Source organism: Marcopretia estuarina LEGE 06307, from assembly GCF_056633115.1.
Map to the genome: position 1 here is coordinate 163,697 of NZ_JBSJOY010000004.1, position 25,802 is coordinate 189,498.

Annotated in this window: 33 protein-coding genes; 16 read left to right on the forward strand and 17 right to left on the reverse strand. The window is 69.4% G+C overall.

Annotated features, from left to right (window positions below):
* Positions 1-72 precede the first annotated feature (72 nt).
* Both ACWJI3_RS10525 and ACWJI3_RS10530 read right to left on the reverse strand, forming a co-directional pair.
* A complete protein-coding gene (locus tag ACWJI3_RS10525; RefSeq protein ID WP_094514899.1) occupies positions 73-384 on the reverse strand; it encodes a hypothetical protein in 312 nt (103 codons plus the stop codon).
* 553 nt (positions 385-937) lie between these two features.
* Complete coding sequence (locus ACWJI3_RS10530; protein WP_480203644.1) at positions 938-1,195, reverse strand: hypothetical protein; 258 nt, start codon at positions 1,193-1,195, stop codon at positions 938-940.
* A gap of 138 nt (positions 1,196-1,333) precedes the next feature.
* Here ACWJI3_RS10530 and ACWJI3_RS10535 point away from each other — a divergent pair, with 138 nt between their 5' ends.
* From ACWJI3_RS10535 to ACWJI3_RS10545, 3 genes are all read left to right on the forward strand, one after another.
* Positions 1,334-1,495, forward strand: a complete 162-nt coding sequence (locus ACWJI3_RS10535; protein ID WP_094514906.1) for a PCP reductase family protein — start codon at positions 1,334-1,336, stop codon at positions 1,493-1,495.
* Positions 1,496-1,631: 136 nt separating this feature from the next.
* Entirely contained in the window at positions 1,632-1,832 is a 201-nt protein-coding gene (locus tag ACWJI3_RS10540) for a hypothetical protein (protein ID WP_094514908.1), read from the forward strand.
* Positions 1,833-2,050: 218 nt separating this feature from the next.
* Positions 2,051-2,410 (forward strand): DUF565 domain-containing protein, encoded by a 360-nt coding sequence (locus ACWJI3_RS10545; protein WP_480203645.1) that lies wholly within the window; start codon positions 2,051-2,053, stop codon positions 2,408-2,410.
* On the opposite strand, the gene ACWJI3_RS10550 is transcribed toward ACWJI3_RS10545, so the two are convergent.
* Positions 2,397-3,431 carry an aspartate carbamoyltransferase catalytic subunit gene (locus ACWJI3_RS10550; RefSeq protein WP_480203646.1) on the reverse strand — a complete coding sequence of 345 codons (1,035 nt, stop codon included), beginning with the start codon at positions 3,429-3,431 and terminating at the stop codon, positions 2,397-2,399. The genes ACWJI3_RS10545 and ACWJI3_RS10550 overlap by 14 nt on opposite strands.
* A complete protein-coding gene (locus ACWJI3_RS10555) occupies positions 3,428-4,183 on the reverse strand; it encodes a DNA-3-methyladenine glycosylase (protein WP_480203647.1) in 756 nt (251 codons plus the stop codon). Before ACWJI3_RS10555 ends, ACWJI3_RS10550 begins: the two co-directional genes overlap by 4 nt.
* A gap of 21 nt (positions 4,184-4,204) precedes the next feature.
* On the opposite strand from ACWJI3_RS10555, the gene ACWJI3_RS10560 reads away from it, so the two are divergent.
* Entirely contained in the window at positions 4,205-4,348 is a 144-nt protein-coding gene (locus ACWJI3_RS10560; RefSeq protein WP_198948333.1) for a hypothetical protein, read from the forward strand.
* Positions 4,349-4,395: 47 nt separating this feature from the next.
* Here the strand turns inward: ACWJI3_RS10560 and ACWJI3_RS10565 are convergent, their stop codons facing one another.
* The gene (locus ACWJI3_RS10565; RefSeq protein ID WP_480203648.1) at positions 4,396-4,695 is read right to left on the reverse strand and encodes a DUF6679 family protein; all 300 of its coding nucleotides are present in this window, start codon (positions 4,693-4,695) and stop codon (positions 4,396-4,398) included.
* A gap of 80 nt (positions 4,696-4,775) precedes the next feature.
* Between ACWJI3_RS10565 and ACWJI3_RS10570 the strand changes: the two genes are divergently transcribed.
* Positions 4,776-5,639: a creatininase family protein gene (locus ACWJI3_RS10570; protein ID WP_480203649.1), complete on the forward strand. Its 864-nt coding sequence runs from the start codon at positions 4,776-4,778 to the stop codon at positions 5,637-5,639.
* Positions 5,640-5,687: 48 nt separating this feature from the next.
* Complete coding sequence (gene gatC, locus ACWJI3_RS10575; RefSeq protein WP_255141607.1) at positions 5,688-5,981, forward strand: Asp-tRNA(Asn)/Glu-tRNA(Gln) amidotransferase subunit GatC; 294 nt, start codon at positions 5,688-5,690, stop codon at positions 5,979-5,981.
* A 10-nt stretch (positions 5,982-5,991) separates the two neighbouring features.
* Here gatC and crtR read toward each other — a convergent pair whose 3' ends face one another.
* The 5 genes from crtR to pstS form a co-directional block, all read right to left on the reverse strand.
* Positions 5,992-7,032 carry a beta-carotene hydroxylase gene (gene crtR / locus ACWJI3_RS10580; protein WP_094514934.1) on the reverse strand — a complete coding sequence of 347 codons (1,041 nt, stop codon included), beginning with the start codon at positions 7,030-7,032 and terminating at the stop codon, positions 5,992-5,994.
* 41 nt (positions 7,033-7,073) lie between these two features.
* On the reverse strand, positions 7,074-8,222 hold the full coding sequence (locus tag ACWJI3_RS10585; protein WP_480203650.1) for a sensor histidine kinase: 1,149 nt from the start codon (positions 8,220-8,222) through the stop codon (positions 7,074-7,076).
* 13 nt (positions 8,223-8,235) lie between these two features.
* The gene (locus tag ACWJI3_RS10590) at positions 8,236-8,940 is read right to left on the reverse strand and encodes a response regulator transcription factor (protein ID WP_255100663.1); all 705 of its coding nucleotides are present in this window, start codon (positions 8,938-8,940) and stop codon (positions 8,236-8,238) included.
* A gap of 56 nt (positions 8,941-8,996) precedes the next feature.
* Positions 8,997-9,632, reverse strand: a complete 636-nt coding sequence (ptrA, locus tag ACWJI3_RS10595; protein ID WP_094514993.1) for a Crp/Fnr family transcriptional regulator PtrA — start codon at positions 9,630-9,632, stop codon at positions 8,997-8,999.
* 283 nt (positions 9,633-9,915) lie between these two features.
* Positions 9,916-10,896: a phosphate ABC transporter substrate-binding protein PstS gene (pstS, locus tag ACWJI3_RS10600; RefSeq protein ID WP_480203651.1), complete on the reverse strand. Its 981-nt coding sequence runs from the start codon at positions 10,894-10,896 to the stop codon at positions 9,916-9,918.
* 246 nt (positions 10,897-11,142) lie between these two features.
* On the opposite strand from pstS, the gene ACWJI3_RS10605 reads away from it, so the two are divergent.
* Entirely contained in the window at positions 11,143-11,793 is a 651-nt protein-coding gene (locus ACWJI3_RS10605) for a ParB-like protein (RefSeq protein WP_094514953.1), read from the forward strand.
* 21 nt (positions 11,794-11,814) lie between these two features.
* Here ACWJI3_RS10605 and ACWJI3_RS10610 read toward each other — a convergent pair whose 3' ends face one another.
* Positions 11,815-12,048, reverse strand: a complete 234-nt coding sequence (locus ACWJI3_RS10610; RefSeq protein WP_480203652.1) for a hypothetical protein — start codon at positions 12,046-12,048, stop codon at positions 11,815-11,817.
* Between the two features lie 124 nt (positions 12,049-12,172).
* On the opposite strand from ACWJI3_RS10610, the gene ACWJI3_RS10615 reads away from it, so the two are divergent.
* Both ACWJI3_RS10615 and ACWJI3_RS10620 read left to right on the forward strand, forming a co-directional pair.
* Complete coding sequence (locus ACWJI3_RS10615; RefSeq protein ID WP_480203653.1) at positions 12,173-12,988, forward strand: sterol desaturase family protein; 816 nt, start codon at positions 12,173-12,175, stop codon at positions 12,986-12,988.
* A 129-nt stretch (positions 12,989-13,117) separates the two neighbouring features.
* On the forward strand, positions 13,118-13,489 hold the full coding sequence (locus ACWJI3_RS10620; protein WP_094514962.1) for an AbrB family transcriptional regulator: 372 nt from the start codon (positions 13,118-13,120) through the stop codon (positions 13,487-13,489).
* A gap of 17 nt (positions 13,490-13,506) precedes the next feature.
* Here the strand turns inward: ACWJI3_RS10620 and ACWJI3_RS10625 are convergent, their stop codons facing one another.
* Positions 13,507-13,758, reverse strand: coding sequence for a hypothetical protein (locus ACWJI3_RS10625; protein WP_094514966.1), 252 nt, complete (start codon positions 13,756-13,758; stop codon positions 13,507-13,509).
* A gap of 245 nt (positions 13,759-14,003) precedes the next feature.
* Positions 14,004-14,168: a hypothetical protein gene (locus ACWJI3_RS10630; protein WP_255100659.1), complete on the reverse strand. Its 165-nt coding sequence runs from the start codon at positions 14,166-14,168 to the stop codon at positions 14,004-14,006.
* 159 nt (positions 14,169-14,327) lie between these two features.
* On the opposite strand from ACWJI3_RS10630, the gene ACWJI3_RS10635 reads away from it, so the two are divergent.
* Positions 14,328-15,257 (forward strand): transglutaminase family protein, encoded by a 930-nt coding sequence (locus ACWJI3_RS10635; RefSeq protein ID WP_094514970.1) that lies wholly within the window; start codon positions 14,328-14,330, stop codon positions 15,255-15,257.
* Entirely contained in the window at positions 15,254-16,108 is an 855-nt protein-coding gene (locus ACWJI3_RS10640) for a PhzF family phenazine biosynthesis protein (protein ID WP_480203654.1), read from the forward strand. Before ACWJI3_RS10635 ends, ACWJI3_RS10640 begins: the two co-directional genes overlap by 4 nt.
* A 479-nt stretch (positions 16,109-16,587) precedes the next feature.
* Here the strand turns inward: ACWJI3_RS10640 and ACWJI3_RS10645 are convergent, their stop codons facing one another.
* Positions 16,588-16,941 (reverse strand): DUF7734 family protein, encoded by a 354-nt coding sequence (locus ACWJI3_RS10645; RefSeq protein WP_480203655.1) that lies wholly within the window; start codon positions 16,939-16,941, stop codon positions 16,588-16,590.
* Positions 16,941-17,555: a DUF3177 family protein gene (locus ACWJI3_RS10650; protein WP_480203656.1), complete on the reverse strand. Its 615-nt coding sequence runs from the start codon at positions 17,553-17,555 to the stop codon at positions 16,941-16,943. Before ACWJI3_RS10650 ends, ACWJI3_RS10645 begins: the two co-directional genes overlap by 1 nt.
* A gap of 59 nt (positions 17,556-17,614) precedes the next feature.
* On the opposite strand from ACWJI3_RS10650, the gene ACWJI3_RS10655 reads away from it, so the two are divergent.
* Genes ACWJI3_RS10655 through ACWJI3_RS10670 form a run of 4 tightly spaced genes read left to right on the forward strand, consistent with a single transcriptional unit; the run spans position 17,615 to position 21,983 of the window.
* On the forward strand, positions 17,615-18,910 hold the full coding sequence (locus ACWJI3_RS10655) for an FIST signal transduction protein (protein WP_480203657.1): 1,296 nt from the start codon (positions 17,615-17,617) through the stop codon (positions 18,908-18,910).
* 6 nt (positions 18,911-18,916) lie between these two features.
* Positions 18,917-19,618: a tRNA (guanosine(46)-N7)-methyltransferase TrmB gene (gene trmB / locus ACWJI3_RS10660; RefSeq protein ID WP_255141617.1), complete on the forward strand. Its 702-nt coding sequence runs from the start codon at positions 18,917-18,919 to the stop codon at positions 19,616-19,618.
* Positions 19,619-20,959, forward strand: coding sequence for an IctB family putative bicarbonate transporter (locus tag ACWJI3_RS10665; protein WP_480203658.1), 1,341 nt, complete (start codon positions 19,619-19,621; stop codon positions 20,957-20,959).
* Positions 20,952-21,983: a BadF/BadG/BcrA/BcrD ATPase family protein gene (locus ACWJI3_RS10670; RefSeq protein ID WP_480203659.1), complete on the forward strand. Its 1,032-nt coding sequence runs from the start codon at positions 20,952-20,954 to the stop codon at positions 21,981-21,983. Before ACWJI3_RS10665 ends, ACWJI3_RS10670 begins: the two co-directional genes overlap by 8 nt.
* On the opposite strand, the gene glmM is transcribed toward ACWJI3_RS10670, so the two are convergent.
* Together glmM and ACWJI3_RS10680 are read right to left on the reverse strand one after the other, a co-directional pair.
* Positions 21,984-23,381: a phosphoglucosamine mutase gene (gene glmM / locus ACWJI3_RS10675; RefSeq protein ID WP_255100653.1), complete on the reverse strand. Its 1,398-nt coding sequence runs from the start codon at positions 23,379-23,381 to the stop codon at positions 21,984-21,986. It abuts the gene before it with no gap.
* A gap of 65 nt (positions 23,382-23,446) precedes the next feature.
* Positions 23,447-23,665, reverse strand: a complete 219-nt coding sequence (locus ACWJI3_RS10680; protein ID WP_094514987.1) for a hypothetical protein — start codon at positions 23,663-23,665, stop codon at positions 23,447-23,449.
* Positions 23,666-23,778: 113 nt separating this feature from the next.
* Between ACWJI3_RS10680 and ACWJI3_RS10685 the strand changes: the two genes are divergently transcribed.
* Positions 23,779-25,776, forward strand: a complete 1,998-nt coding sequence (locus tag ACWJI3_RS10685; protein ID WP_480203660.1) for a lytic transglycosylase domain-containing protein — start codon at positions 23,779-23,781, stop codon at positions 25,774-25,776.
* Positions 25,777-25,802 lie beyond the last annotated feature (26 nt).

Genomic DNA, 25,802 nt, shown 5'->3' on the forward strand with positions numbered 1-25,802 from the left:
GGCACGGAAAGGCTGCGCGCGGAAAGGCCGAGATGGGATCAGGCGCTGGCTTCTGCCTGAGCGACCGACGCTCTAGAAGTCGGCGTAGATCTTCTGAAAGGCAGCGAAGGTTTCCTGGTTGTTCATTCCAGCCACGGCGACCACGATCGTGCCGATCTTGCTGCTGCAAGAGACATTCAGGGTCATCGGCAAGTCTGCGTGAGCGGCGTAGAAATCGGATTTGTCTACCACTTCATGCTCGGATGTAAACCCATGCTTGTTGGCGAGCATGGTGGCCCGTTGAACACAGCCTTCAACTGACTTGACGCCCAGGATGGCATCTGCGTACACATAGGGGACTGCCAAAGCCGGAAGTGGAAGGGCGATGGCGGAGGCCGCCAGCATGGCGAAGGGCGCCAGCCGTGCCGGGCATCCAAAGACTGACATTGCGTTCCGTGAACTCTGTACAGCTTACCCGGGTCAAAAAGATGCAACAAAGAATGACAACAATCCAACGCATTGAGCAGCGACCCATGCGCATGGAGCACAAACCATGCGCAAGGAGCAGCGCGAACCATGCCGTGAATCAGCCGCGAACCATCTGCAGACATCACACCATCAGAGTGGTCGGGCCCATGGATTCACAGATTCATCCAACAGGCGAAGAATCCACGGCAGGCGGCCACCTGCACTCTTCCACCGTCTCCACCGGTGGAGGGCGGCTCACGGACTGAGCAACTCCTGCACTGAAGAAGAGATCTCGCTCCTCAGGGATGTTCAGCGCGGGGCGCCAAGCACCGGCCAGAGATCATCCTCTGCTTCTCACGAGCGGGAGCCGTTCAAGTCTCACGGTCGGGAAGCCTTCAGGTCTCACGTGGGAAAACCCTTCAAGTCTCACGCACCCGAGGAGCTCAACTCTCGCGGGGGAAAGCTCTTCAACTCTCTCAAGGGCAGCGCTTCAACTCTCGTGTGCTGAAGCCGCTGAACTGGTGCTGGCATCGAGCAAGCCGGCGAGGGCGGCCTGATAGCTGTCACGGTCGGCGGGGTCGCCCACAAGCGTGATGGCACCGCTGTCGGGCCACCAGTTGAGGCGGAGGTTGGTCTGCTTTTCGTCGAAGACGAACATCTCGTACGCCCCCTTGTGCTCCCAGTGACCGGGATGGTCGAGGCTGGTGACGATGGACTTGAGCTCGTCGAGGCTTCCGTGAAACTGCACGCAGGGGGCATCCGATCCGCCCACTCTTGCAAAACGGCTGTCTCCGGCCTGTTGCCTATGCGACCTGACGCCAGGCCTCCCCTGCCGATGCGATGGGCCGCAAGGCCTCCCCACATCCTCCAACGACTGACCTGAACCATGGACTGGACCAGCGACGCCGAGCAGAAGCTCAAGGAAGTGCCCTTCTTCGTGCGCCCCGCCGTGCGGCGTCGGATCGAAGCGCTGGCGCAGGAGGCGCAGCTCAGCACGATCGATCTCACCTTCTACGACGAGGCACGAGCCCGCTTCGCGCGCCGCTGAGCACGCCGGTTTCCGTGCCACCGACGGTGCGGCAGGCACGGCTGGGGGTCCTGCTCCGGCTCAACCCTTGCCTGGCCAGCGGGTCAGGGGGGGTCGATAGGGTAAAAGGGAGCTCAGCATCCTGCCTCCCGCCTCCATGTCGCAGTCAAAGCGAGAACAGGTCGTCAGCCATCTCCGCTACATCCGTCAGGAATTGCGCGAAATGCACCAGGGCGTCATGGAAGACGGCCTGCTGCCCGAGGCCGGCGAGGTGCGCGGCGTGATGGCGCAGATGGAAGCACTGCTCGAACTGCTCGAGGGCAAGGGCGCCCGCAAGAACAAGGACGGCGACGGCTGAGGCCGGCGGTCCCTTGACAGCACCGGCCGAGGGTGCATCTTGCCGGGACGCGAAACCATCGGTTGTCTGGGGCCGTTCCCATCCCCCTGGCCCGGGCCCTGCCCGGGCCTTTTTATTTCAATCCCCTATGGATGGCGTTTGGGGGTACCCCCCACACCAGAAATGGTGTAAAAAGTGTTCGGCAGTTGTCCGGGCCAGGTGATGGGGATCGCCAGCCGTTGCTCCTGCCACCCTCTTCCGTGACCCGCCTGCAGCAGACCAGGCTTCATCGCCAGATCGGTCTGGCCGGTGAACGGCTGCAAGGTTGGGCCCACAATCCCTGGCGCCGGCTGTCTCTGCAGGTGATCACGCTGCTGGGCGGCTTCTTCATGGGGGGCTCGGTGGGCATGCTCATCGGCGCCCTCTCCTATCTGGACCCGGTCGCCGCCCTGGCCAGCGTGGCGCTGATGGAGCTGTCGGTGCGCACCCGCCGCGCCCTGCTGCAGCAGAGCGGCGACCGCCTAACCCTGCAGCTGATCGATGCCGCCCGTACCGGCTTCCTCTACGGGCTGTTGCTGGACGGTTTCAAGCTGCTGTGAACGGGTCGGGTTCAGCGGCAGCCAGCAGATACAACAGCGCCATGCGGATCGGAATGCCGTTGCGCACCTGCTCTTCCACCAGGCAGCGGCTGGGATCATCCAGCAACGCACCGCTCATCTCCACGCCACGGTTCACCGGCCCCGGGTGCAGCACCGGCACCGGCTTGCCGCACAGCTCGAGCCGCCGGTGGCTGATGCCGTAGTGGCGGTGGTAGGTGTCCAGACTGGTGAGCAGGTGCTGGTGCATGCGCTCCTGCTGCAGGCGCAGCGTCATCACCGCATCGGCGCCCGGCAGGGCCTCCTCCAGCTGACGCACAATGCGGATCGAGCCGCGCCGCTCCACCGGATCGTGCGCCTGGCCCGGCGGCGGTGCCTGCACGAAGGCCGCGAAGCCATCGGGCAGCAGCGTGGCAGGACCGCAGAGCACCACATCCGCGCCGCAGGCGGTGAGCGCCCACAGGTTGGAGCGGGCCACGCGGGAATGGAGCACATCCCCCACGATCACGATGCGCTTGCCGGCCAGGGCAGCGGGTGTGGGCGCCGTCGGCTCGAACCAGCGGGCGAGGGTGAGCAGATCCAGCAGGCCCTGGCTGGGATGGCTGTGCAGACCATCGCCGCCGTTGAGCACCGCCACCCGCTCGCCGCTGCGGTCGAGGGCGCGGGCCATGGCGGCGGGTACAGCAGCGCAGGCATGACGCACCACCAGCACGTCGGCGCCCATGGCCACGTAGGTGCGGGCGGTGTCGAGCAGGCTCTCGCCCTTGCTCAACGAGCTGGAGGCCGGTGAGAAACTCTGCACATCAGCTGACAGCCGCCGGGCAGCCAGCTCGAAGCTGCTGCGGGTGCGGGTGCTGGGCTCGAAGAACAGGCTGGTGACCAGACGGCCCTGCAGGGCCGGCAAACGCCGCGCGCCGCTGGTGGGCAGGGAGCGGAAGCGCTGCGCCAGCTCCAGCACGGTGGCGAAGTCGGCGAGGGAGAAGGCGGAGAGATCCAGCACATGGCGGTGGCTCCAGCGGCTCATGGCAGCCCACCCGGTGTGGCCATCGCGGCGGGGCAGAAGGCCACCGCCGGCCGGGGCGGGCGATCGCCCCGCGCGCGGCGGCTGACGCTGCGACTGGCGCGCAGATACCAGCGCCAGGGCAACTCCTGGGCCTGGGAAATGCCGATGCGGGTGGTGCACACCATCGGGTCGTCACCCGCGTGCTCACAGCCCTGCCACCAGCGCTGGAGCGCCTCCGGGCGCGGCGCGATCCAGGCCCCCTGCGGCGGTGCCAGCAGCTGGCGGTCGTGGCAGCGGTTCAGCCCGAAACGCCGCGCCAGCAGAGCGGGGCCGGCAGCGATCCTCTCGGCCTCGCCCGGCAGGGCCACGGCCCTGAGCAGGACCCCACTGGCGTAGTCGTCGTGTCCTGTGACCACATTCACGCAGTGATGCAGGCCGTAGGTGAGATACACATACAAGCGGCCCGGCGGGCCGAAGAGGGTGTCGTTGCTGGGGGAACGGCGGCGGTGCCCATGGCAGGCGGGTTCACTCTGGCCATAGGCCTCGGTTTCCACCACCACCCCCCAGACATGGCCGCCACCGGGCAGGGCGCGCACCAGCAGACAGCCCACCAGATCGGGGGCCACCTGCTCGGCCGGACGGGCGAAGGCCTTGAGCGGCAGGCCGGCGCCGGCCGCAGCGGGCAACCGGTGATCGCTCGCGCACACGGCTGCGCCCGCCGGGTCGCCACCCGCCAGACTGGCGTCGGCGGGGGTGGTCACAGTCCCTGCCATTCGTCTGATCGGCTCCTTCCCTTGTCCAGCGCTCTCTCCAGTTTCAACCTCGGCACCGTGCTGCTGGCCGGCAGCGGGCTGTTCGTCCTGGCCACGCTCTACTTCGGCACCCGCGGTGGCTTCTACGACACCGACGATTACGACGGCAACGGCACTGCCCACTGAAGTCGAGCCAGCGGGCGTTGTGCCTGGGCAAACCCGCCCAGCCGCGTTCAGCCCTGGCTGTGCAGCCGTTCCGATTCCGGGCAGTCGTCGGCGGTTTCCAGATCCTCCGCACTGCCGCTGCGGCTGAACGAGGCCAGCCGGGTGCTCACCGCCCCGATCGATTCCAGCCGCACGCTCACCTCCCAGCTGTGGCGCTCGTCGTCGTCGGCCATGTCGTAGCGGAGGGTGACCAGATCACCCACGATCTCCACCACGGTGGCCTGCTCGATCCAGCACTGCTGATCCCGCAGGAACACCCACACCGGGCGTTTCTCGCTGCAGAACTGATCCAGCTTGCGGTGCAACATCACCCTCCCGGCCAGCGCCGGACGAGGCCGGGTCAGGCCCGGTTGGCTTCGATCCTAGAGATGATGCACGGGACACTTTCATGCGGCGGCCGCGCCGCCTTTCGCCGGTGAGCACCACGTCCTCCCCTGCACCGGCCACGGCGGGCAGCCCCGCCGTTCCGGGCCCGGTGGCCAGTCATGAGGCGATCCGGCTGCAGCTGCGCAGCTGGCCGGAGGTGGAGGCCTACCTGGAGCACTGCAAGGGGGTGATCGTGCCGCTCGGCTCCACCGAACAGCACGGGCCCACCGGCGCCATCGGCACCGACGCCCTCACCGCCGAAGCGGTGGCGCTCGAGGTGGGACGCCGAACCGGCGTGCTGGTGACGCCCGCGCAGGCCTTCGGCATGGCGGAGCACCACCTGGCCTTCCCCGGCACGATCAGCCTCCAACCCGCCACCCTGCTGGCCGTCCTGCATGACGTGGTGCTGTCGCTGGCACGGCATGGCTTCCAGCGCATCTTCGTGATCAATGGGCATGGCGGCAACATCGCCACAGCGCGGGCCGCCTTCGCCCAGGCCTACGGCACCGCCGCCGCCCGCGGGCTGCCCCATGCCACCGAGCTGCGATGCCGGCTGGCCAACTGGTTCATGGCGGGGCCGGTGATGCGGCAGGCCCGGGAGCTCTATGGCGATCGTGAAGGGCACCACGCCACCCCAAGCGAAATCGCCCTCACCCTGCACCTGGAGCCCAGCCTGATCGCCCTGCAGCGCCCCTTGCCGGAAGCGGCGCCGGCGGGCCCGATCCACGGGCCGGAGGATTTCCGCCGCCGCCACCCCGATGGGCGCATGGGCTCCGATCCCTTCCTGGCCACCGCCGCCCATGGCGCGGCCATCCTCGATCAGGCCGCCAGCGCGCTCACCGCCGATCTCGAAGCCTTCCTCAGCGACGGGGAACCGGCCGACTGAACGGGTGGGCGCAGGCTAGGTTCGGCCTCAGATGTGAGCTCCGGTGCGATGAGCAGGATCGACAGCGACGACGTGCGCAAGGTGGCCAAACTGGCCCGCCTGGAGCTGCCTGAAGAGAAGATCGCCACTTACACCAGCCAGCTGGAGCGCATCCTCGATTACGTCGCCCATCTCGAGCAGGTGGACACCGAGGGCGTGCCAGCCACCACCCGCGCAGTTGAAGTGGTGAACGTGACCCGCGAAGACCGGGTGGATCCCACTCCCGTGCGCGAGGAACTGCTGGGGTTGGCGCCGCAGCGCCAGGGCGATTTCTTCCGGGTGCCGAAAATCCTGGCCGATTAGCTTCTTTCGCTCAGCTCACCGTGGAGCGGGGCACAGGGGAAACGGCGGTGCGGTGCAGCAGCGCCAGCACATGACGGCGGGCACGGGGGCTGGGGAAGAGCGCGGCGATCGGGCGCAGGCGACTGCGGCGGCGCTTGTGGCTGCGGATGCCGCAGAAGATGTCGTAGAGGAAATTGATGCCGTCGTGGCGGGTTTCAAACAACCCCAGCCGCTGCGGTGAGCCTTTGGATTCGAGCAGATCCTGGGTGGCGCGGTAGGCGTCCTGATACTCGAACCAGGGAATCGAGGGCCAGAGATGGTGAACCAGGTGATAGTTCTGGCCCATGATCAGCCAGTTCATCACGCGACTGGGATACACCCGGGCGTTCTGCCAGCGGTTGCGCGAAAGGAAGGGGCGGTGAGGCAGATAGTCGAAGAAGAGGCCCAGTGTGACACCCACCATCAGCGCCGAAGCGAACCAGACGTTGAGCACGAACGGCAGGAAGTTGAAGCGGATTGAAGCAGCCACGATCGTGAAGAACAGGGCCCGGGCCAGACCCCACTCGAGCAACTCCCAGCGCCGCCAGAGGCGATGGCGGAAGAAGAACACTTCGTGGTAGAAGAAGCGCGGTGCAATCAACCACAGCGGCCCGAACGTGGACACGATGTGGTCGGGGTCGCGCTTGGGATCGTTCACATGGGCGTGGTGCTGAAGGTGCACCCGCGTGAACACCGGAAAGCTGAAGCCCAGCAGCAGCGCCGCGCCGTGGCCCATCACCGCATTCCAGAAGCGGTTGGGATGGGCGGCGTTGTGGCAGGCATCGTGGATCACCGTGCCCTCCAGGTGGAGCGCAAGGAAACCGAGCAGCAGCAGCACCGGCAACGACCAGTTGCCCACGAACCAGCCCCAGATACAGAGCCCGGCCAGGGCGTAGCCCGCCAGAAACAGACCCACCGTGGGATTCCACGGCTCCGGCGGGTCGAGATACATCTTCGGCACCGACTGCCGCACAGGAGCCGTGCTGGCAGAGGCGGCATGCTGTTCAGGCGGGAGGGCCAGAGCTTGTGTCATCCCCTGATCCGACGCCCTACTGGCAATGGTGAGCCCTCACCTTACGGGGAAACCGAAGGAAGGGGCGACTCGCCCCGCGGCAGCACCAGCTCCACCAGGGCACCACCGGCTGGATGGTTGCGAGCCTCCACCCGACCGCCGTGGGTGAGGGCAATCTGCTGCACGATCGCCAGGCCCAGGCCGCTGCCGGAGCGGCGGCTGCGCACCCGGGAGGGATCACCGCGGTAGAAGCGCTCGAACAGATGCTTGAGGTCGGTGTCGCTGAACCCACAGCCGCGATCGCGCACCGTGAGCTCCCACCACTGCCCCGTGCCGCTTATTTCCACGTCAATCGCGGTGCCGTCGGGGGTGTAGCGCAGGGCGTTATCGAGCAGGTTGAGCAGAGCCCGGTGCAGGCGGCTCCCATCCCCCCGCAGCGGCGCGCTTGGGCAGGCCGCCAGATCGAGGCTCACGGCGCGCTGGTCGGCCAGGGGGCGCAGGCTGCTCCAGGCCTCTGCCAGCAGGTCGCGCAGGTCGAGGCAGCGGTAGCGCTCGTCATCGCCGGGGAGGCTGTTCTCCAGCCGCGACAACTCCAGCAGGTCCCCCACCAGCTCCCGCAACCGCTCCAGCTCACGTTGCAGCCGCTCGATCAGCACGACGTTGGAACGGGTGGCCTGGGCGGCCAGGCTGTCGCCCACCAGCAGCAGGGCCGTGAGGGGCGTCTTGAGCTCATGGGCCACATCACTCACCCAGCGGCTCTGTTGATCAAGCTGGGATTCGAGCGAGCGGCGGCTGCTGAGCCACACCGCCATCCAGCCGTCCTCTCCGGGCAGGAGGGTGGCTTCCAGCGGCTCGGCCCCGAGGCTCCACTCCACCCGCTGGGCCCGCTCCAGCCGGCGGGAGCGCTGGACTGCCTCCTCCAGCTCGGGTGAATGAACCAGCTGGCTGAGCTCTTCGCCACGCAACAGCGAATCGGCGGGCAGCTGCAGCAGATACTCAGCCTTGGTGTTGATCGCCTGGATGGTGCTGGCCCGATCGAGGGCCAGCCAGCCGTGCGGCGCCGCAGTCAGCCAGGCGAGCAACTGGGAGCGGCTGAGCGGGGGTACCGCCTGCGCACGGGCCTGAAGCGAACGGCGCCGCCAACTGGCGGCCGCCCGGGCCAGGCCCCAGCCGATCAGCACGCCGAAGGCCAGGGTGAGCAGAGACCTCACGGGAACACAGCCCTCAACCGAAGCGGTAGCCGAAGCCTCGCACTGTGAGGATGTGTTCGGGAGCGGAGGGGTTGGCCTCCAGCTTTTCCCGCAGCCAGCGGATGTGCACGTCCACGGTCTTGGTGTCCACCACGTAGTCGGTGCCCCAGACCTCATCAATGAGCTGGTTGCGGTTCCAGACCCGGCCGGGGTTCTGCATGAAGAACTCCAGCAGGCGGTATTCCTTCGGCGAAAGGTTCACATTCACCCCCTCGCGGGTGACACGGAACTCATCGGGATAGAGGGTGAGACCCGCATGGCTGATGGCGGGGCGCACCGGAAAGCGCTCGGACGGGCCCTGGGAGCGGCGTAGCAGGGCGCGGCAGCGGGCCACGAGTTCACGCAGCCCGAACGGCTTGACCAGGTAATCGTCGGCGCCGAGCTCAAGGCCAAGCACCCGATCGGTTTCGGTGTCACGGGCGCTCACCATCAGGATCGGTGTGTGGGCATCGCTGCGGCGCAGATGGCGGCACACATCCAGGCCGCCCACACCAGGCAGCATCAGGTCCAGCACCACCAGATCAAAGCCACCGCTCGACGCCTGCTGGCGGGCATCGATCTGGTTGATCGCCTGACGGCCGTTGGAGGCACACACCACATCGAAACCTTCATGGCGGAGTGCCTCTTGAAGGGTGGTTCTGATGCCTTCATCGTCATCGACGATCAGCAGCCGTGGCATGGGGGTTCCGGCCCAGGGGGCATCCTGGGCTGAAGCTAGGCCAGGCTCCTGCCGGCTCATCGGCGCTTGGGCAGATGGCTGATCACCAGATGGCGCTGCCCATCGATCTGCAGCCAGCCCTCTTCACGCAGCACGCCCAGCACGCGGGTGACGGTGACGCGGGTGGTGGAGAGGGCGCTGGCCAGTTCCTGATGGGTGAGCCGCAGGTTCAGCCGCAGGCCGGTGTCGCAGGCCTGGCCATAATCCTGAGCCAGCAATTCCAGGAAGCCGCGCACCCGTTCTTCAACGCGCCGCAGCCCCAGCAGCGACAGCATGGTTTCGGCCTGGCGGTAGCGCGACACCAGGGCCTGCATCATCGCCATGGCGAGATGGGGGGACTGCTCGATCTCAGCGCAGGAGAGGCAGAGCAGATCGGAATCGCAGATCGTGTAGGCGCCATAGGCCTGCACATTGGTGAGCGGCTCGCCGAAGGGTTCGTTGGGGCCGGCCAGGCCGAGCAGCAGTGCATCGCCGTGCATGGTGACGGCCTCAAGTTTCACCATGCCGCGCACCACCAGCCAGATGCTGTTCTTGATCAACGGCACACCGCTTCCGGCGGTGACGTGCAGCAGGTTGCGGTTGCGATAGCTGGTTTCGAGGATGTCTCGAATGGCGCCGCTGCGGCCGGCATCACGGAAAGGTGTCGAAACCATGGCCATCACCCGGGGACACCATTGAGCGTATGGAGGACTACCGACAACGAGGCAAAGGCCGGATAAGCAGTCGGTTAAGCAGCGGCTAAGGCCCCGGGCGGCGAGCAAGGCACAGGCGCTGGGCCGCCCCCAATCGGACGCAATGTTTCAAAGAGGCTGCGGGTCAAGACAAGTTCAAGACCAAGATCAACGCCCCTCAAAAAGAAAGGGGGGCCGAAGCCCCCCTTGCGGTTGGGGAAGACCGAGATGAGCCTTCCCGCTTGCGAACGCCTGAATCTGAGGATCAGGAGCCGATGTTGGCGATGGCCTTGCGGGCGCTGTTGAGAATGGCGCCGCGCAGGGGCACATATCCGAGGTCGTCAGCCTTGCCCTGGGCGGCAGGGCTGAGCAGATGGGTCATGGCCGCACGGATCGAGCTGGCCTTGGCGCCATTGCCCTTGCGGTACGCCAGCACCCAGGTGAGGGTGGCGATGGGGTAGCTGTCAGCGCCGGCCGGGTTGGGCTCTTCACCCGCCAGCATGGAGTTCAGCTTGATGTTGTTGAGGGCGGCGGCGCCACTCTTGAGGTTGGGGAGCACGAACTTGCCCGCCTTGTTCTGGACGGCAGCCGCGCGGATCCGGCCCTTCACGAAGGCCTGGTTGAGGTAGCCGATCGAGCCGGGGGTGTTCTGGATGATGCCAGCCACGCCTTCGTTGCCCTTGCCGCCCACACCGACGGGCCACTTGACGGCTTTGCCTTCACCCACGCGGCTCTTCCAGGCCGGCGAGAAGGAGGACAGGGAGTTGGTGAACGCGAAGGTGGTGCCGGAGCCGTCGGAGCGGTGAACCACGGAAATCCGGCCGGGCTTGCAACCCAGTTGCTTCCAATCGTTGATCACGCCCAGGAAGATATCGGCAGCCTGCCGCTGGGTGAGCTTGAGGTTGCAACCGGGCTGGTTGAAGGCAATCGCGATCGTGCCGCCCACGGTGGGGAACTGCACCACGCCACGGCTCACCTTGGCAGCATCAGCGGCGCTGATCGGCTCATCGGTGGCACCGAAATCAACGGTGCCAGCGATGAATTGGCGCACACCTGCGCCCGAACCAACCGACTGATAATTGACCCTGGTGCCACCACCAGCGGCGAGATCAGCGAAGGCACGTTGGTAGAACGGGGCCGGGAATGTGGCGCCAGCTCCATTCAGTGCGGTCTGTGCTGTGGCCGCCGCACCGACGCCAAGAACAGCAAGAGAACCAAAAACCAGGGCCTTCTTCGCGAAGGTCATTGGAGCAGCCGATTGAAAGACTCCTGATAGTTAGCAGCGCCAGATGACCAGGCGTGTAATGGAATGGTTAAGAGCCTGTCAAGATCAGAGAGGAATGGAACATTCTCCGCGCGAACGGGCTGTTCATGAACGAAACAACAGATCAAATCGTGTAGAGAGCAACTCCCGCCCGCAAGCCAAGCTGTCTCCGCCGGCCACGCCGGCAGCGCCTGACCGCACCCTCCTCCGGACACACCCCTCCCGTTCATGTCCCAGCTGCAGCAACCCTTCGAGCCCCTGCCGCCGCCGCCCGAGGCCGAGGCACTGATCGAAGTGCCGGTGGCGGAGCTGCAGCCCACCCAGATGTGCATCGGCATGGCGGAGGTGCTGCACCGGCGCGCCGACTTCCGGGGCGAACCCGACAAGCAGCGGCGCAACTACCTGCGGAAGAAGCCGGTGCCGCTGGCGCGCAGCGCCGCTGGCGGCCTCTGGATGGTGGACAGGCACCACCGCCTGCGCGGCCTGCTGGATGTGGACCCCGGGGCCACCGCCTACGGCTACGTGGTGCGTCAGCTCGACCACAGCGACCGACCCTCGGTGCTGCGGGAGCTGCAGGCGCTGGGCTGGCTGTATCTGTTCGACGGCCGCGGCCAGGGCCCCTTGCCGCCGGAGCGGCTGCCCAGCAGCCTGCTGGACCTGCACGACGACCCCTACCGCAGCCTGGTGTGGAAGCTGAAGCGGGAGGGGGTGATCGAGGCGGCCCCCCTGATTCCCTTCCATGAGTTCCGCTGGGGGGCCTGGCTGCGTAGCCGTTACCTGCCACCGTTCACCTCCCTGCGGCTGGAGCCGGCCCTGCCGGCCGCCCGCGCCCTGGCACGCTCCCAGGCCGCCTCGCGGCTGGCGGGCTGGAAAGGCTGATGGCTGAGGACTAGTGGCTGATCACGCAACAGCTGGCGGAACCCGGTGCAGGGGATTCCCAGGCTTGACGGCGTTCTGCAGCCGGTCGCGGTCCGCGAGGGCGAAGTCGTGTGCCCGCTCCCGGAAGGCGGCGGTGAGGGAGGCGGTCGCCGAAACGGTGAGCACTTCGCCGGCGGTGGTGACGGTGGTGACGGTCAGGACCAGCACGGCGCTTCCAGCCACGGCCAGGAGCGCCAGCCGTCCTGTGCCGACCACCGCCGGTGTGGCATTGCGAACAGAACCTTGGCGGGTTGGGGGGACAGCCGGGAGCGTGCCAGGGGGAAACCCACCCTGGAGGAATCGGCCAGCGCCCATACGGTGAAGGGAATGGCGGTCAGGCATGCAGAGCCACGGGTTCGGCTTCTACGTGGTGGTGTTCTTCGCGGTGATCGTGCTGCGCTACTTCCTCGTGGCCGGAATCTCCCATCTGCTGTTGTACCGATCGGAGCCGACGGGCGCCGCGGCGATCATGGCCGCAGCGGCTTCGTCGCAGCCTCCGGCGATCGGCCGCCGCCCCTCGCGCCGCTGGATCGGCCATGACATCCGGCTCTCGATGATGTCGGCGGCGATCTTCGCACTGGCCACCGCCGCGATGATGACGGCCTACAACCATGGCTTCACCCTGCTATACGACGGCACCAGCATGCGTGGCCTGCTCTATGCCGCGTTCAGCTATGGCGCCGTGCTGATCCTGCAGGACGGTTATTTTTTCGCCACCCATCGGTTGTTCCATCACCCTGCCCTGTTCGCGCGCTGGCATCAGGGTCATCACCGATCGCCGTGCCCTACACCCTGGACCTCCTTCGCTTTCGATCCGGCCGAAGCGGCGGTCCAGGCGGTGTTCCTCGTGGCGATCGTGTTCGTGGTGCCCCTCCATGTGGTGACCCTGCTGGCGGTGCTCACCACCATGAGCGTGTGGGCGGTGGTGAACCACCTCGGCCTCGATCGCCTGCCCGGTTCATTTCCGCACCACTGGCTGGGACGCTGGGTGATCGGCCCCCAGCATCATTCGCTCCACCACCGCAGGCACAGCGTTCACTTCGGTCTTTATTTCACGTTCTGGGACATCCTCTGCGGCACCCAGGATCCTGTCTATAGCAGGGAACTGAGCCCTCGTCCAGAGCCATCATGCCCAGTGTCGCCAGGGACCAGCTAAGCGAAGACGCTCCATTTTCGGGCTCGGTCATACGATGTTGCCGCTGGATCGCAGCTTGAATTGGCCACCCACTTGCAGAGGCATACCCTTCGATTGCTATGTTGAAGACGTCTTCAGGCGCATCCGAACATGCTCACTGGATCTGATTTGCTGGCCAAAGTCAAGGAGCTTGGCGATGCCTCCAAGTCTGAGCTCGTCCGCAGCTGCGGTTATCTCAGCACCAAGAAGGACGGCACCGAGCGGCTCAACTTCACGGCCTTCTACGAAGCTCTGCTGGAAGCCAAAGGCGTGAGCCTCGGCAATGGCGCGGGCTCACCGGTCAGCAAGGGCGGCCGCAAACTCAGCTTCGTGGCCACCGTGCAAGGCAATGGCAACCTGCTGGTGGGCAAGGCCTACACCGGTCTGCTCGATCTCAAACCCGGCGATGAGTTCGAACTGAAGCTGGGCCGCAAGCAGATCCGCCTCGTGCCTGTCGGCGGCGACGACACCGACGAAGACTGATCGTCGGCCCTGAGCGATCAACCCTGGGCGAAGGGTGTTGCAGCCAGTTGCTGGCGCAGCCGATCAATTGACCGACCGGTCCTATCGTGCTGCGCCACCCAAACGAGCGGGCACAGGATCAACGAGAAGCCCAGGGTGAGCGGGACCAGTCCCAGCGCCCACAGGATGCATCGGTTACCGCAGAGATAGTGCACCCGCTGGTGCTCGTTGATCATTCCGTACCGCCGGGCGGCCATCACGATCGCCTGTTCTTCTTCCGTCAGTCCCATCGCCAGGGGGCTCTTGAAGGCGCAGAACTGTTGTAGAGGCCCAGGGTTGAGGTTCCGTTAAGGCCACCAAGCCGAAGCACCCGTCAGGGTTTGTGGCACCACAGTCGGTTGTGTCGACCGTCACGGCGATGGGCTGGACCGGGTGGTCGCGTGTGCGGCGTCGCCAGTTGTTGTGTTGGCGTGTGTGTGGTGCCCAGTTCCGTGGTGCCGGTCACCGGCAGCGCGCGGGGAAGGGGCCTGGCTGCTCAGGTGTTGTCGGCTCGTTCGATCGGCGCCAGGCTGCGCAGATAGCGCTTGCGCTGCCCTGAAGCCCAGGGCTCGTCGATGCGCGTGGACAGGGCGCCGTCGGGGTCGGCTTCAGGACCGGCCGGCTCAGGCCCGGCCAGGGATCGGGGAAGCGACTTGTTCATGACGACACATTAAGGAGGCGGCTGGCAGGCCGTTGGTGCGCGGCACAGCCAAACGCATGTGTCAGCGAATGCCAAGCGATCCGGCGGCTCAACCTACGGGAGGCACGATGGTGAAACCCCCTTGCACCAGCCGGCGCCGAGGCCGAACTCCCCCGACTGATGCTGTTTCACATCCGCCATCGCCTCGATTACAGCTACGACCATCCGGTCTTCCTTGAGCCGATGACGCTGCGGCTGACACCGCGGCAGGACGCGAGCCAACGTCTGCTGCGTCACAGCCTGCGCATCGTGGAGCCCCCCCTGGGCCAGGCGAGCATCGTGGAGCCCGACGGCAGTGATGCCGTGGTGCTGTGGTTCGGGGAGAAGCGGCAGTCGCTGGTGATCGAGGTGGAGTCGGTGGTGGAGACCCTGCGCGACAACCCGTTCGCCTGGATCGTCACCGATGCCGGCGCTCAGCACCTGCCGGCGCACTATCAACCGGGGGAAGCCGCCTCGCTGGCCCCCAGCTGCGGCGGAGCCGTGGCGGAGCCGGTGCGCAGCTGGGCGGCCGAGCTGGCCGCCGGTGCCCAGCACCACACGCTCGATTTCCTCACCCAGCTCACCGACACCATCCACCTCACCTTCCATCACGTGGGCCGGCCTGACGGTGAACCGCTGCCCGCCAGCGACTGCCTCACCAGCCGCTGCGGTGCCTGCCGTGACACGGCGATGCTGTTCGTGGAGGCCTGCCGCAGCCAGGGGCTGGCGGCGCGCTTCGTGAGCGGCTACTCGATGCACCACCCCCCGGAGGTGAGCGAGCAGGAGCTGCATGCCTGGGCGGAGGTGTACTTGCCCGGCGGAGGCTGGCGTGCCTACGACCCGAGCCTCGGTCTGGCCGTGGCCGACGGCCATGTGGCGATCGCCGCCGCCCCCGACCACCAGCTGGCCGCACCGGTGTCGGGCACCTACCGCGGCACCGGCATCGGTTCCAACATGGGTTACACCGTGCGGCTGCGGGCGGCGGCAACCGCCGCGGAGCTGAACCTGCCGCCAGCCGATGCCTTCCCTGGTGGCGGCGCTTCGCTTGGCGAGGGGGCCGCGATCCGTTGAGCCTTTCCTCCACACTGCCCTCCCAGCTGCACCGCCTGGCCGCCTTCACCGACCGCGCCGATGGTGGCAATCCGGCCGGGGTCTGGATGGGCGAGACGTTGCCGCAGGTGGAGGCGATGCAACGCCTCGCCACGGCGGTGGGGTATTCGGAAACCGCGTTCCTCACACCAGACCACGGCGACCAGTGGCAGGTGCGCTACTTCAGCCCGGTGGGGGAGGTGCCCTTCTGCGGCCACGCCACGATCGCGGCGGCCGTGCTGCTGGCGGACACCGGAGCCGGCCGGAGCTTCGTGTTTCAGACCCCGGTGGGGGCGGTGCCGGTGCAGGTGGAGGAGCGGGAGGGCCTGCTGCAGGCGTCGCTCACCTCGGTGGAACCCCGCCAGGCGCCTGCCTCTGAGGCCCTGGTGGCCGGGGCACTCGAGGCCCTGGGCTGGCAGGCGGCGGAGCTCGACCCGGCCCTGCCAGCGGTGAAGGCCTACGCAGGCGCCTGGCACCTGGTGCTGGCCGCCGCCACGGCCGAACGCCTGGCCCAGCTCCACTACGCCTTCGAACCCCTCAAGGCGCTGATGCTGCGCGAAGACCTGCTCACCCTGCAGCTGGTGTGGCGCCAGGACCGCCAGCTGTTCCACAGCCGCAACCCCGCTCCGGTGTGCGGGGTAGTGGAGGATCCGGCCACCGGCTCGGCCGCTGCCGCACTCGGCGGGTACCTGCGCGCCGCTGGCCTGGTCCCCGTGCCCACCACGCTGCAGATCCGCCAGGGTGAGGCCATGGGCCGGCCCAGCCAGCTGCGGGTGACGGTTCCGCCCACCGGCGGGATCGTGGTGAGCGGCGGCGCGGTGCGCCTGCCTTGAGCGGGCGTGGCCTGGGTCTGGGGCTGGGTATTGGCCTGGGTCTGGGCTTGGTGATCGCCGGCGGCACCGGCAGCGCAGCAGGCGCTGGTGGTGCTGGGCCCACTGCCCACTGCGAGGCGCTCCGGGCCGCGCTGGAGCAGGTCCTGCGCCAGGCACTGGCGGCGGAAACGGCCTTGCTGTCGCGCACCCGCCGCGAGATCTGCCCCGACCTGGAGGCGCCGGCTGAGGCGCCGGGAGTGGTGCCTCCAGTGGCCGGGACGTCCAAGGCCGCCGGGGCTGGCACAGCCGAGGCCCCGGCGATCGATTTCGGTGCCCTGCGGGCCTGCCGGCAGGAGGCCGAGCGGCAGGTGCAGAGCCGCTGGCCCCTGCTGTATACCGATCAGGCTCGTTTCCGCTACTTCACCCCCGCCGGGGCAGCCGTGGCCCGTGAGGCAGATGCCCTGCGGCAGCGCCGTGCGGCGGCGGGCTGCCTGCTCGGCTCACGCCCAGGCCGCCGGGTCGAGGAAACCGTCCAACGCACAGGCCGCCACCAGCACCTGTTCGTTGCTGGGATCGAGCGGGCCGGCCAGCAGTTCGGCGCTACCGAGCACGGCACCGGGCGGTAGGGCGCTCTGGTCGGGGTCGTAGGCGGTGGGGTGGGTGACGCTGCTCGAGAAACCGCGAAAAATCAGCAGTTCAAAGGGCTCCCAGGCAGAGGTTTGAGCAGCAGCAGCCTCCACCTCAGCGGCCTCCAGCGCCAGGGGCAGCTGCCCGCGCAGGCGCAGGACGCGGTCGGGGTGCTCGCGGCTGATCTGCTCAAGGCGCTGCAGCAGTGACGACGGGCCCGGCCCCATCAGAAACCGCCCGCCACCCGGCCGAAGCGGGGCAGCCGCACCAGCAGCCACTGCAGCATCCCCACCGCGTAGAAGGCCAGCGCCAGATAGCCGAAGAAGGCCGTCAGCCCTGGGGTGAGCTGCCCGCCGAACACGAAGCCGAACACCCGCACGGCCACGGCGTGCAGCTGCCGGGGCGCCTCCAGCCACACCTGGCACACCGGCCGGTTCACCCCACCCACCAGGCAGGTGAGCGCCGTGACGCTCAGCATCGCTGCCGTAACGCCGTAGACGGTGAGCGCCCAGCGCCAGGCCCGCACGGTGAGCGGCAGGGGCCGCCAGGGGGGCAGGTCGTCGAGTTCCTCGTTGAGATCCACCCAGAACCACACCGCCACCACCACCAGCACCTCGGCCACCAGCGCCAGCACGTAACCCAGCGGGCGGGCATCGATCAGCAGCAGCACGGAGATGCCCAGCAAGCTGGCCACCTTCCAGTAAATGGAGAGCAGACGCACCAGAGCGCCTTCCCGCCGCGCGACGGCCCACACCAGCAGAACGAGCGGAAGCCCGAGGGCGAACACCACCGCCAGGCGGTAATCCAGCCAGACCAGGGTCCGATAAAGCAGATCTGGCACAGGGGCGGTACGGGAAGCGCCATTATCCGTAGTCGTGCTCCGGCAGTAGGGTCCAGTCCATGGCTGCGCTTTCCCTGCCCTCCTGGCTCAAACGCGGTGAAGCGCCGGCCTCGTGCCAGACGGCCCTGTCCCGTCAGCCGTCCCTGGAAGCCGCTGTCGAGGAAGTGGCGAAGGCCCTCGGCAACCGTGGCGCCAACGATCTGGCCCTGGTGTTCTGCTCCACCAGCTACGCCAGTGACCTGCCACGCCTGCTGCCGCTGCTGCGCAGCCGCCTGAATGCACGCCACTGGATCGGCTGCGCCGGCGGTGGAGTGGTCGGCACCGATGCCAGCGGGCAGGCGCGGGAACTGGAGCAGCAGCCGGCGTTGAGCGTCACCCTGCTGCGGCTGCCGGGGGCCGATCTGCAGCTGTTCGAGCTGGATCCGGCCTCCCTGCCCGATCTCGATGGCGACAACCTCGACTGGATCAACTGGGTGGGCGCCGACCCGGAGCGGGCCCGCTCCATGCTCCTGTTCGTGGATCCCACCTGCCAGAAGATCAACGATCTGATCAGTGGCCTGGATTACGCCTACCCGTCAGCTGCCAAGGTGGGCGGCATCGCCGGCCACCACAGCGCCGAACACGGCTCGCTGCTGTTTGACGGCCGCGTGCTCACCGGCGCGGTGGGCTGTCTGATCGGCGGCGCCTGGAGGCTGGATCCGGTGGTGGCCCAGGGCTGCCGGCCGATCGGGCCGGTGTTCGAGATCGAGCAGGCGGAGCGCAACGTGGTGCTGCAGCTCAGCTCCGGCGCACAGACCAACAGCCCGGTCAACTGCCTGCAGGGGATCCTGCAGTCGCTCACGCCGGCGGAACGGGAGCAGGTGCGCCATTCGCTGTTCCTGGGCGTGGCGCGCAGCAACTTCAGCCTTCCCGGTGACAGCAGCCAGGCGGAGCCCACCGCCTTCCTGGTGCGCAACCTGCTGGGCGTCGACCCGCGCAACGGCGCCGTGGCCGTGGCGGAAAAACTGCGGGTGGGCCAGCAGGTGCAGTTCCAGCTGCGCGATGCGGCCGCCTCGCGCCAGGAACTGCGGCAGTTGCTGCGCCGCCAGGCCCGTACCGACGACGCGCCCCTGGTGGCGCTCCTGTTCGCCTGCCTGGGCCGCGGCGAAGGCCTCTACGGCCAGCCCGATGGCGATGTGAGCGTGTGCCGCGAGCAGTTCCCGCAGGTGCCCATCGCCGGGGCCTTCTGCAACGGCGAGATCGGCCCGGTGGCGGGCACCACCCACCTGCACGGCTACACGGCCAGCTGGGGCTTCCTGGTGCCCAACCACGACGACGACGGCGTGCCCCCCGCGGCGGCCCGCGCCGAGGGCTGAGCCTTGGTGCGTCAGCACGTCAACCCGCTCAGCCGGGTGCACCAGCAGCCGCGGCCGTTGCCGCCGTTGCTGGAGCTGTTCGCCCAGCCCCAGCTGCCGCTCCATCTCGACATCGGCAGCGCCCGGGGCCGCTTCCTGCTGGCGATGGCGCCGCTGCAGCCCGGCACCAACTTTCTTGGGGTGGAGATCCGCCGGGTGCTGGTGGAGGCCGCCGAGCACGACCGCCGCAGCCTGCAGCTCGACAACCTGCGCTTTCTGTTCTGCAACGCCAATGTGAGCCTGCTGGACTGGCTGGCGCAGCTGCCGCCGGGCCGCCTGCAGCGGGTCACGCTGCAGTTCCCCGATCCCTGGTTCAAGAAACGGCACCAGAAGCGGCGGGTGCTGCAGCCGGCGCTGGTGGCGGCCCTGGCGGCGGCCTTGCCTCCCGGCGGCGAGCTGCTGCTGCAGAGCGATGTGGAGGCGGTGATCGTGCCGATGGTGCAGGTCACCGAGGCGAGCGGGTGCTTCGAGCGGCCCGCCGAAGACCCGCGGCCGTACCGCCCCACGAACCCGCTGCCGGTGGCCACCGAGCGGGAGCAGCACGTGCTGTCACTGGGGCTGCCGGTGTACCGGGTGCTGTACCGGCGCAACGGCGCGGCCGCACCCGATCCGGGGGGGCTGGAGCAAGCCGCCTGCCGCACCCATAATCCGCCCACGCCCGGCGCCTGAATGTCTTCCACCTCCCCCACCGCCCTGGGCCCCGCCAGCGGCTCCGTTCCCTGGCTGCTGCGCTGGCAGGGCCTGCTGGCGGGCTGGGCAGCCGGGCCACTGGGTCGTCGCCTGCCGCTGCTGGCCGGCCTGGTGCTCTGCGCGCTGATGGCCGGGCTGCCGCTGGTGACCCGCACCGGCCTCAGCCTGCTGATCACGGCGGCGGGGCTGCTGTGGCTGCTGTGGGCGCTGTGCACACCGGCGGGGCGGATCGGGCCGATCAGCGGCTGGCTGCTGGTGATGCTGGGCGTGTCGGTGCTGGCCACGGGCTTTTCGCCGGTGCCTGCAGCGGCGGCCAACGGGCTGATCAAGCTGCTGAGCTATCTCGGGGTGTACGCGCTGATGCGGCAGCTGCTGGCCACGGCGCCGCCCTGGTGGGACCGCATCACGGCCTGCCTGCTGGGCGGCAGCCTGCTGGTGAGCGTGATCGGCATCCGCCAGCTCTACGCCGATTCCTCCGCCCTGGCCCGCTGGTCGGATCCCAATTCGGTGGCGCAGGGAACGGTGCGGATCTACAGCACGCTCGACAACCCCAACCTGCTGGCCGGCTACCTGCTGCCGATCCTGCCGATCGCCGTGGTGGCGCTGCTGCGCTGGCAGCGACTGAGCGCCCGGCTGTTTGCGCTCACCACCGCCGTGCTCGGCAGTGCGGCCCTGGTGCTCACCTACAGCCGCGGCGGCTGGTTGGGCCTGGTGGCCGCCTACGGGGTGCTGGCGGTGCTGCTGCTGCTGCGCTTCACCCGCCACTGGCCGCTGTTCTGGCGGCGCGTGTTTCCACTGCTGCTGATGGTGCTGGCGGGGCTGGTGCTGGCGGTGGCGATCGCCAAGGTGGAGCCGCTGCGGGTGCGGGTGATGAGCCTGGGCGCCGGCCGGGAGGACAGCTCCAACAATTTCCGCATCAACGTGTGGATGGCGGCGATCGAGATGATCAAGGACCGCCCCTGGCTGGGCATCGGGCCGGGCAACAGCGCCTTCAACCTGATCTATCCGCTGTACCAGCAACCCAAATTCAACGCGCTCAGCGCCTACTCGATCCCGCTGGAACTGGCGGTGGAGGGGGGCATCCCCGGCCTGCTGGCCGGGCTGGGGCTGCTGGTGGCCAGTGTGCGGCTGGGGCTGACCCAGGTGCGCGCCAACGGCCACCAGGCCCTGCCGGCCCTGGCAGCAGTGGCCGTGATCGCCGGCCTGGCCGTGCAGGGGGTCACCGACACGATTTTCTTCCGGCCGGAGGTGCAGCTCAGCGGTTGGTTCTGCCTGGCCACCCTGTCAACGCTGCCGGCCGCCGCCCGAGCGGATGGCTGAGGGCCTCCGCATCAATGGCGGCGAGCCGCCCGCCCTGCTGGCCGGCTTCGATGCCGGCCAGACCCACACCACCTGCCGCCTGGCGGCAGTGGATCCCGGCGGCGGCTGGCGGGTGCTGGCGGAGGGCCAGGGGCCGGGGGTGAGCCATCTGGAGGCCGCCGGCGGCGAGGAGCGCTTCGGCGACGCCCTGCGCACCAGCCTGCAGGCGGCCATCAGCGCGGCTGGGATGGTCGGGGCGCCGCTGGCGGGGCCGGGTGCCCCCCGGCTGGCCGCCGCAGGCGTGGGCGCCAGCGGCATCGAGCACGGCAGCGGCGTGCAGCAGCGGGGGCAGGCGCTGGCGGCGGCGGCCCTGCAGCTGCCGACGGGGCGCGTGCTGGTCACCGGCGATGAGCGCACCGCCCTGCGTGGCGCCTTCAGCGCCGACGGCCCCGCCGGCGCCGGCATCGTGGTGATCAGCGGCACCGGCTGCATCGCGCTGGGCCGCGACGGCCGCGGCCGCGAGCATCGCTGCGGCGGCTGGGGCTGGCTGCTCGACCAGGGCGGCTCCGCCTGCGATCTGGGCCGCGACGCGTTGGCGCTGGCGCTGGAGATGGCCGATGGCCGGCGGCCGGACACCGGGCTGCGCTCCGCGCTGTGGCAGGCCCTCGCCGAGGGCGATGGGGTGGTGACGGCCCAGCGGGTGAAGGCAATGGTGGTGGCGCCGGCGTTCGGGGCCGCCGGCTTCGCGCGGCTGGCCCCCTGCGTGGAAGCGCTGGCGACGGCGGGCGATGCAGACGCGCTGGCTGTGCTGCAGCGCTCCGCCGACGCCCTCGCCGCGCTGGTGCATGGTGTGGCGGCGGCGCTGGCGCTGGGGCAGCCGCGGGTGTGCGGCCAGGGCGGCGCCCTGCGCCACCTGCCGACCTTCGCCGCGGCCTACCGGCGGGCGCTGGCCACCCGCCTGCCGGGCGCCACGCTGGTGGAGGCCGCCGGCGATGCCTGCGACGGTGCCCTCAGCCTTGCCGCCGATCAGCTGGCTGGTCTCTGATCAAACGCCGTTGAGCTCGGCGGCCGCCAGATCGGCCAGATGCGACGACCAGTGATCAACGGCGGCGGGTTCAGCCGCTTCCACCATCACCCGCAGCAGCGGTTCGGTGCCGCTGGCCCGCACCAGCACCCGGCCTTCGCCGCCCATGGCGGCCTCCGCCTGCGCCACCGCCTCGCGCAGGGGCAGGCTGTCCTGCCAGTGCTGACGCCGCTGGCGGTCGGGAACGATCACGTTCACCAGCACCTGGGGATAGGGCGAGAAGCTGGTGTCCATCCAGTCGGCCAGGGAGCCGGCACCGGCGTGGATGCGGGTGGCCACCTGCAAGGCCGTGAGCAGGCCATCGCCGCTCATGCCGTGATGGGCCGAGAGGATGTGGCCCGACTGCTCACCGCCAAGGGCAGCGCCGCTGGCGGCCATGGCGGCATGCACGTGCTGATCACCCACAGGGGTGCGATCGAGCACACCACCACGCGCTAGCCAGGCCCGCTCGAAGCCCAGGTTGGACATCACCGTGGCCACCAGGCGGCTGCCTGGCAGCTCACCGGCCGCCAGCAGCTCCCCGCCCCAGAGGTAGAGGATCTGGTCGCCGTCCACCACCCGGCCGCGGCCGTCCACGGCCAGCATGCGGTCGGCGTCGCCATCGAACGCGAAGCCCATCGCCGCGCCATGGGCCAGCACCGCCTGCCGCAACGGCTCCAGGTGGGTGCTGCCGCAGCCCACGTTGATGCGGCTGCCGTCGGGGTTGCCATGCAGCACCGTGAGATCGGCGCCGAGGGCGCGGAACACCGCTTCACCGCAGGCGGTGGCCGATCCCCAGCAGAGGTCGAGCACGATCGGGCAACCGTCCAGGCGGCGCCCCGCCACGCTCGCCAGCAGGGTGTCGGTGTAGGCGGCCAGCAGCTCGGGCCGCTGCCGCACGGCGCCGCAGACACCGGAGGAGGCGCTGGCCGTGGCGGTGGCACGGCCGCGCAGGCCGGCTTCGATCACCTCCTGCTGCTGCCGGTCGAGCTTGTCGCCGCTGGGGCCGAACACCTTGATGCCGTTGTCATGGGGCGGGTTGTGGCTGGCCGACACCATCAGCCCGCCGGCGGCACCGCAACGCCGGATCGCACCGGGCACGGCGGGGGTGGGGCAGAGCCCGAGGTCCCACACCTCCCGACCGGCCGCCGTGAGGCCGGCGGTGAGCGCCGCCACCACCATCGGGCCGCTGCTGCGGGAATCCATGCCGACCAGCACCGCCCCCTCGGGCGGCAGCACCTGGCCGCACCAGTAGCCCACCTGCAGGGCCAGCAGGGGCGTGAGATGGGTGCCGACGCGGCCGCGGATGCCGTCGGTGCCGAACCAGGTGCCACCGGCACTGAGTGGCGGGCCGATGGGCAGGGGGGCCGGCTCCGCCATGAACACGCAATCGCTGGGCGCAGATTAGGAGCAGGCCTCCAGGCGGACGCTCCAGGCGGCGCCAGCTACACGCTGCGACGGGGCCACCACACCCAGCGCACCAGTTCGGCCACGGCCCAGAGCAGCAGAGCGCCCACCACCCAGCCGGGCAACGCCCGCAGCGGCCAGAAGGGGCGGAGGAAGAACACCCCCGCCGCCAGGGCGGTCACGGCCAGGGCGCGGCGGCGCTGTCGGGCACCGGGCAGGGTCGTCAACCAGGGAGGCAGGGAGGGCCGCAGCGCCATGGCGATCGGAGACGTGGTTCCAGAATGCCAAGACTTTGCCGGCGTCAGCGCCACCCCTGCCGCCTGTGCCCAGTCCGCCAACGGCCGCTGCCCCGACGCGCGGCCCACGCACCTTGGCGCTCACCGTGCTGGGGAGCCTGGCCCTGCTGGTGCTGGGCCGCCAGGCGCTGAACGCCCGGCCCCTGCCCACCCCCGACACAGCCACGGCGGCGCTGGAACGCACGCGGCAGTGGGACCTGGACCCGGAGCGGCGCCGCGAGGCCAGCCTGCTGCTCACGGCCCGGGCGGCGGCCACGCCGGCCCGGCAGCGCCAGCTGCTGCAGGGCCAGGGCTGGGGGCGCGATCCGCTCGCCGCGGTGGCGCTCAAGCTCGATGCACTGGCGGCCGGCAAGCTCGGGCAACCCCTGCTGGCCACGGCCCGCTGGCGCGAGCTGCTGCGCCGTTTCCCGGCCGACCCCGCCAGCGCCGATGCGCTCTATGAGCTGGGCCGCAATGACCCTGCCCTGCGCGCGCAGCTGTGGCGCCGTTTCCCCGCCCACCCCGCCGCGCTCGCTGCCGCCGCCGAGGCGGGCCCGGGGCCGGCCCAGCGCCGGGCAGGCGCCCTGCACCTGGCCCGCTGGGGCGCGCGCTGGCCAGGGGCTGAAGGGCTGCTGCGCCAGACTTGCCAGCTGAAGGCGCCACCACTGAGCGCCGCCGAGCGGCGGGTGCTGGCACGGGGGCTGGGGGACCTGGGTGATGGCGCCGCAGCAACGGCCTGCCTGGCGGGGGCGCCGTCTGATGCGGCCACAGAGCTGGTGATCGGCCGGGCGTTGCTGAAGGGCACGGCGGCCCAGAACCAGGCGGGCGAGGCGCGGCTGCTGGCCCTGGCCAGCCGCTGGCCGGCGGCACCGCAAGCGCTGGAGGCCGCCCGCCTGCTGAGCGGCAACGACAGCCCGACGACCCTGGCGCGGCTGGCACGGTTGCCACAGGCGTTGCAGCAGAGCGCGCCGGTGGCAGCCCGCCGCGCCACCACCAGCGGCAGGGGCTGGCAGCAGGTGCTGGGCCGCTGGCCCACCGATCCCGCCAGCTGGGAGCTGCAGTGGGAGCTGGCGCGCGAGGCCCTGCTGAAGCGCCGCTGGGCGGCGGCGGCGGTGCTGCTCTCGGCGCTGGAGCCGCAGCAACTGCCCAGCCCGCTGGCGGCACGACAACTGTTCTGGCTGGGCTACGCGCAGCAGGAACTGGGCGAGCAGGCGGCCGCACGCCGCTCCTGGAGCCAGCTGCTGGAGCGCAACCCCTGGGGCTACTACGGCTGGCGGGCACGGGTGCGGCTGGGGCTGGATGCCCCGCTCGGCCTGCGCAGCAACGGCAGCAGCGAGGACACCATGCCGCCCGCCCCCCCGTGGCAGCCGCTGCGCAGCGGCAACGGCAACCTCAACCGCCTGTGGCGGCTGGACCAGCCACTGGAGAGCTGGGAGCGTTGGCGCACGGCGCGCCGCAACCAGCCGCCCCAGCAGCCGGCGGAGCTCACGGTGGAGGGCCGCCTGCGCCAGGGCGTGGGCGACGACTGGACGAGCCTGGGGCAGCTGGAACTGGCCAGCCTGCGCTGGGTGGGCGCCAGCTGCCGCGCCAGCCTGCCGCTGGAGCAGGCGCTGCATCCGTTGCGTTTCGGCGCGATCTTCGGGGCGGCGGCCACGGCGGAGCGGCTCGACCCTGCCCTGCTGCTGGGGGTGGCGAAGCAGGAATCGCGCTTCACGCCGGGGGTGCGCTCACCGGTCGGCGCCGTGGGGCTGCTGCAGCTGATGCCGGCCACGGCGGCGGAGCTGGCCGGGGCGCCGGTATCGGATGAACAGCTGCGCCAGCCGGAGGTGAACGTGCCGCTGGGGGCCCGCTACCTGAACCAGCGGCTGCGCCAGTGGAGCGGCAATCCCTTCCTGACAGCCGCCAGCTACAACGCCGGCCAGGGCTCCGTGGGCTCCTGGCTGGAGGAGCCGCCCGACCCCAGCCTCTCGCTCAGCCGCGAGCCGGAACTGTGGGTGGAGGCGATCCCGTTCCCCGAAACCCGCCTCTACGTGAAGAAGGTGCTGGGCAACGTGTGGAGCTACCAGGCGCTGGCGCAACAGCAAGGCTGCTGAGCATCCACCGCAAGGCCGCAGCCTCG

Excerpts from the sequence above, each read along its gene's own strand:
- ACWJI3_RS10525 (WP_094514899.1), bottom strand. The coding sequence starts at position 384 with ATGCTGGCGGCCTCCGCCATCGCCCTTCCACTTCCGGCTTTGGCAGTC.
- ACWJI3_RS10535 (WP_094514906.1), top strand. The coding sequence starts at position 1,334 with ATGGACTGGACCAGCGACGCCGAGCAGAAGCTCAAGGAAGTGCCCTTC.
- ACWJI3_RS10540 (WP_094514908.1), top strand. The coding sequence starts at position 1,632 with ATGTCGCAGTCAAAGCGAGAACAGGTCGTCAGCCATCTCCGCTACATC.
- ACWJI3_RS10550 (WP_480203646.1), bottom strand. The coding sequence starts at position 3,431 with ATGAGCCGCTGGAGCCACCGCCATGTGCTGGATCTCTCCGCCTTCTCC.
- ACWJI3_RS10555 (WP_480203647.1), bottom strand. The coding sequence starts at position 4,183 with ATGGCAGGGACTGTGACCACCCCCGCCGACGCCAGTCTGGCGGGTGGC.
- ACWJI3_RS10565 (WP_480203648.1), bottom strand. The coding sequence starts at position 4,695 with ATGTTGCACCGCAAGCTGGATCAGTTCTGCAGCGAGAAACGCCCGGTG.
- ACWJI3_RS10570 (WP_480203649.1), top strand. The coding sequence starts at position 4,776 with ATGCGGCGGCCGCGCCGCCTTTCGCCGGTGAGCACCACGTCCTCCCCT.
- gatC (WP_255141607.1), top strand. The coding sequence starts at position 5,688 with ATGAGCAGGATCGACAGCGACGACGTGCGCAAGGTGGCCAAACTGGCC.
- crtR (WP_094514934.1), bottom strand. The coding sequence starts at position 7,032 with ATGACACAAGCTCTGGCCCTCCCGCCTGAACAGCATGCCGCCTCTGCC.
- ACWJI3_RS10590 (WP_255100663.1), bottom strand. The coding sequence starts at position 8,940 with ATGCCACGGCTGCTGATCGTCGATGACGATGAAGGCATCAGAACCACC.
- ptrA (WP_094514993.1), bottom strand. The coding sequence starts at position 9,632 with ATGGTTTCGACACCTTTCCGTGATGCCGGCCGCAGCGGCGCCATTCGA.
- pstS (WP_480203651.1), bottom strand. The coding sequence starts at position 10,896 with ATGACCTTCGCGAAGAAGGCCCTGGTTTTTGGTTCTCTTGCTGTTCTT.
- ACWJI3_RS10605 (WP_094514953.1), top strand. The coding sequence starts at position 11,143 with ATGTCCCAGCTGCAGCAACCCTTCGAGCCCCTGCCGCCGCCGCCCGAG.
- ACWJI3_RS10615 (WP_480203653.1), top strand. The coding sequence starts at position 12,173 with ATGCAGAGCCACGGGTTCGGCTTCTACGTGGTGGTGTTCTTCGCGGTG.
- ACWJI3_RS10620 (WP_094514962.1), top strand. The coding sequence starts at position 13,118 with ATGCTCACTGGATCTGATTTGCTGGCCAAAGTCAAGGAGCTTGGCGAT.
- ACWJI3_RS10625 (WP_094514966.1), bottom strand. The coding sequence starts at position 13,758 with ATGGGACTGACGGAAGAAGAACAGGCGATCGTGATGGCCGCCCGGCGG.
- ACWJI3_RS10630 (WP_255100659.1), bottom strand. The coding sequence starts at position 14,168 with ATGAACAAGTCGCTTCCCCGATCCCTGGCCGGGCCTGAGCCGGCCGGT.
- ACWJI3_RS10635 (WP_094514970.1), top strand. The coding sequence starts at position 14,328 with ATGCTGTTTCACATCCGCCATCGCCTCGATTACAGCTACGACCATCCG.
- ACWJI3_RS10645 (WP_480203655.1), bottom strand. The coding sequence starts at position 16,941 with ATGGGGCCGGGCCCGTCGTCACTGCTGCAGCGCCTTGAGCAGATCAGC.
- ACWJI3_RS10655 (WP_480203657.1), top strand. The coding sequence starts at position 17,615 with ATGGCTGCGCTTTCCCTGCCCTCCTGGCTCAAACGCGGTGAAGCGCCG.
- ACWJI3_RS10665 (WP_480203658.1), top strand. The coding sequence starts at position 19,619 with ATGTCTTCCACCTCCCCCACCGCCCTGGGCCCCGCCAGCGGCTCCGTT.
- ACWJI3_RS10670 (WP_480203659.1), top strand. The coding sequence starts at position 20,952 with ATGGCTGAGGGCCTCCGCATCAATGGCGGCGAGCCGCCCGCCCTGCTG.
- glmM (WP_255100653.1), bottom strand. The coding sequence starts at position 23,381 with ATGGCGGAGCCGGCCCCCCTGCCCATCGGCCCGCCACTCAGTGCCGGT.
- ACWJI3_RS10680 (WP_094514987.1), bottom strand. The coding sequence starts at position 23,665 with ATGGCGCTGCGGCCCTCCCTGCCTCCCTGGTTGACGACCCTGCCCGGT.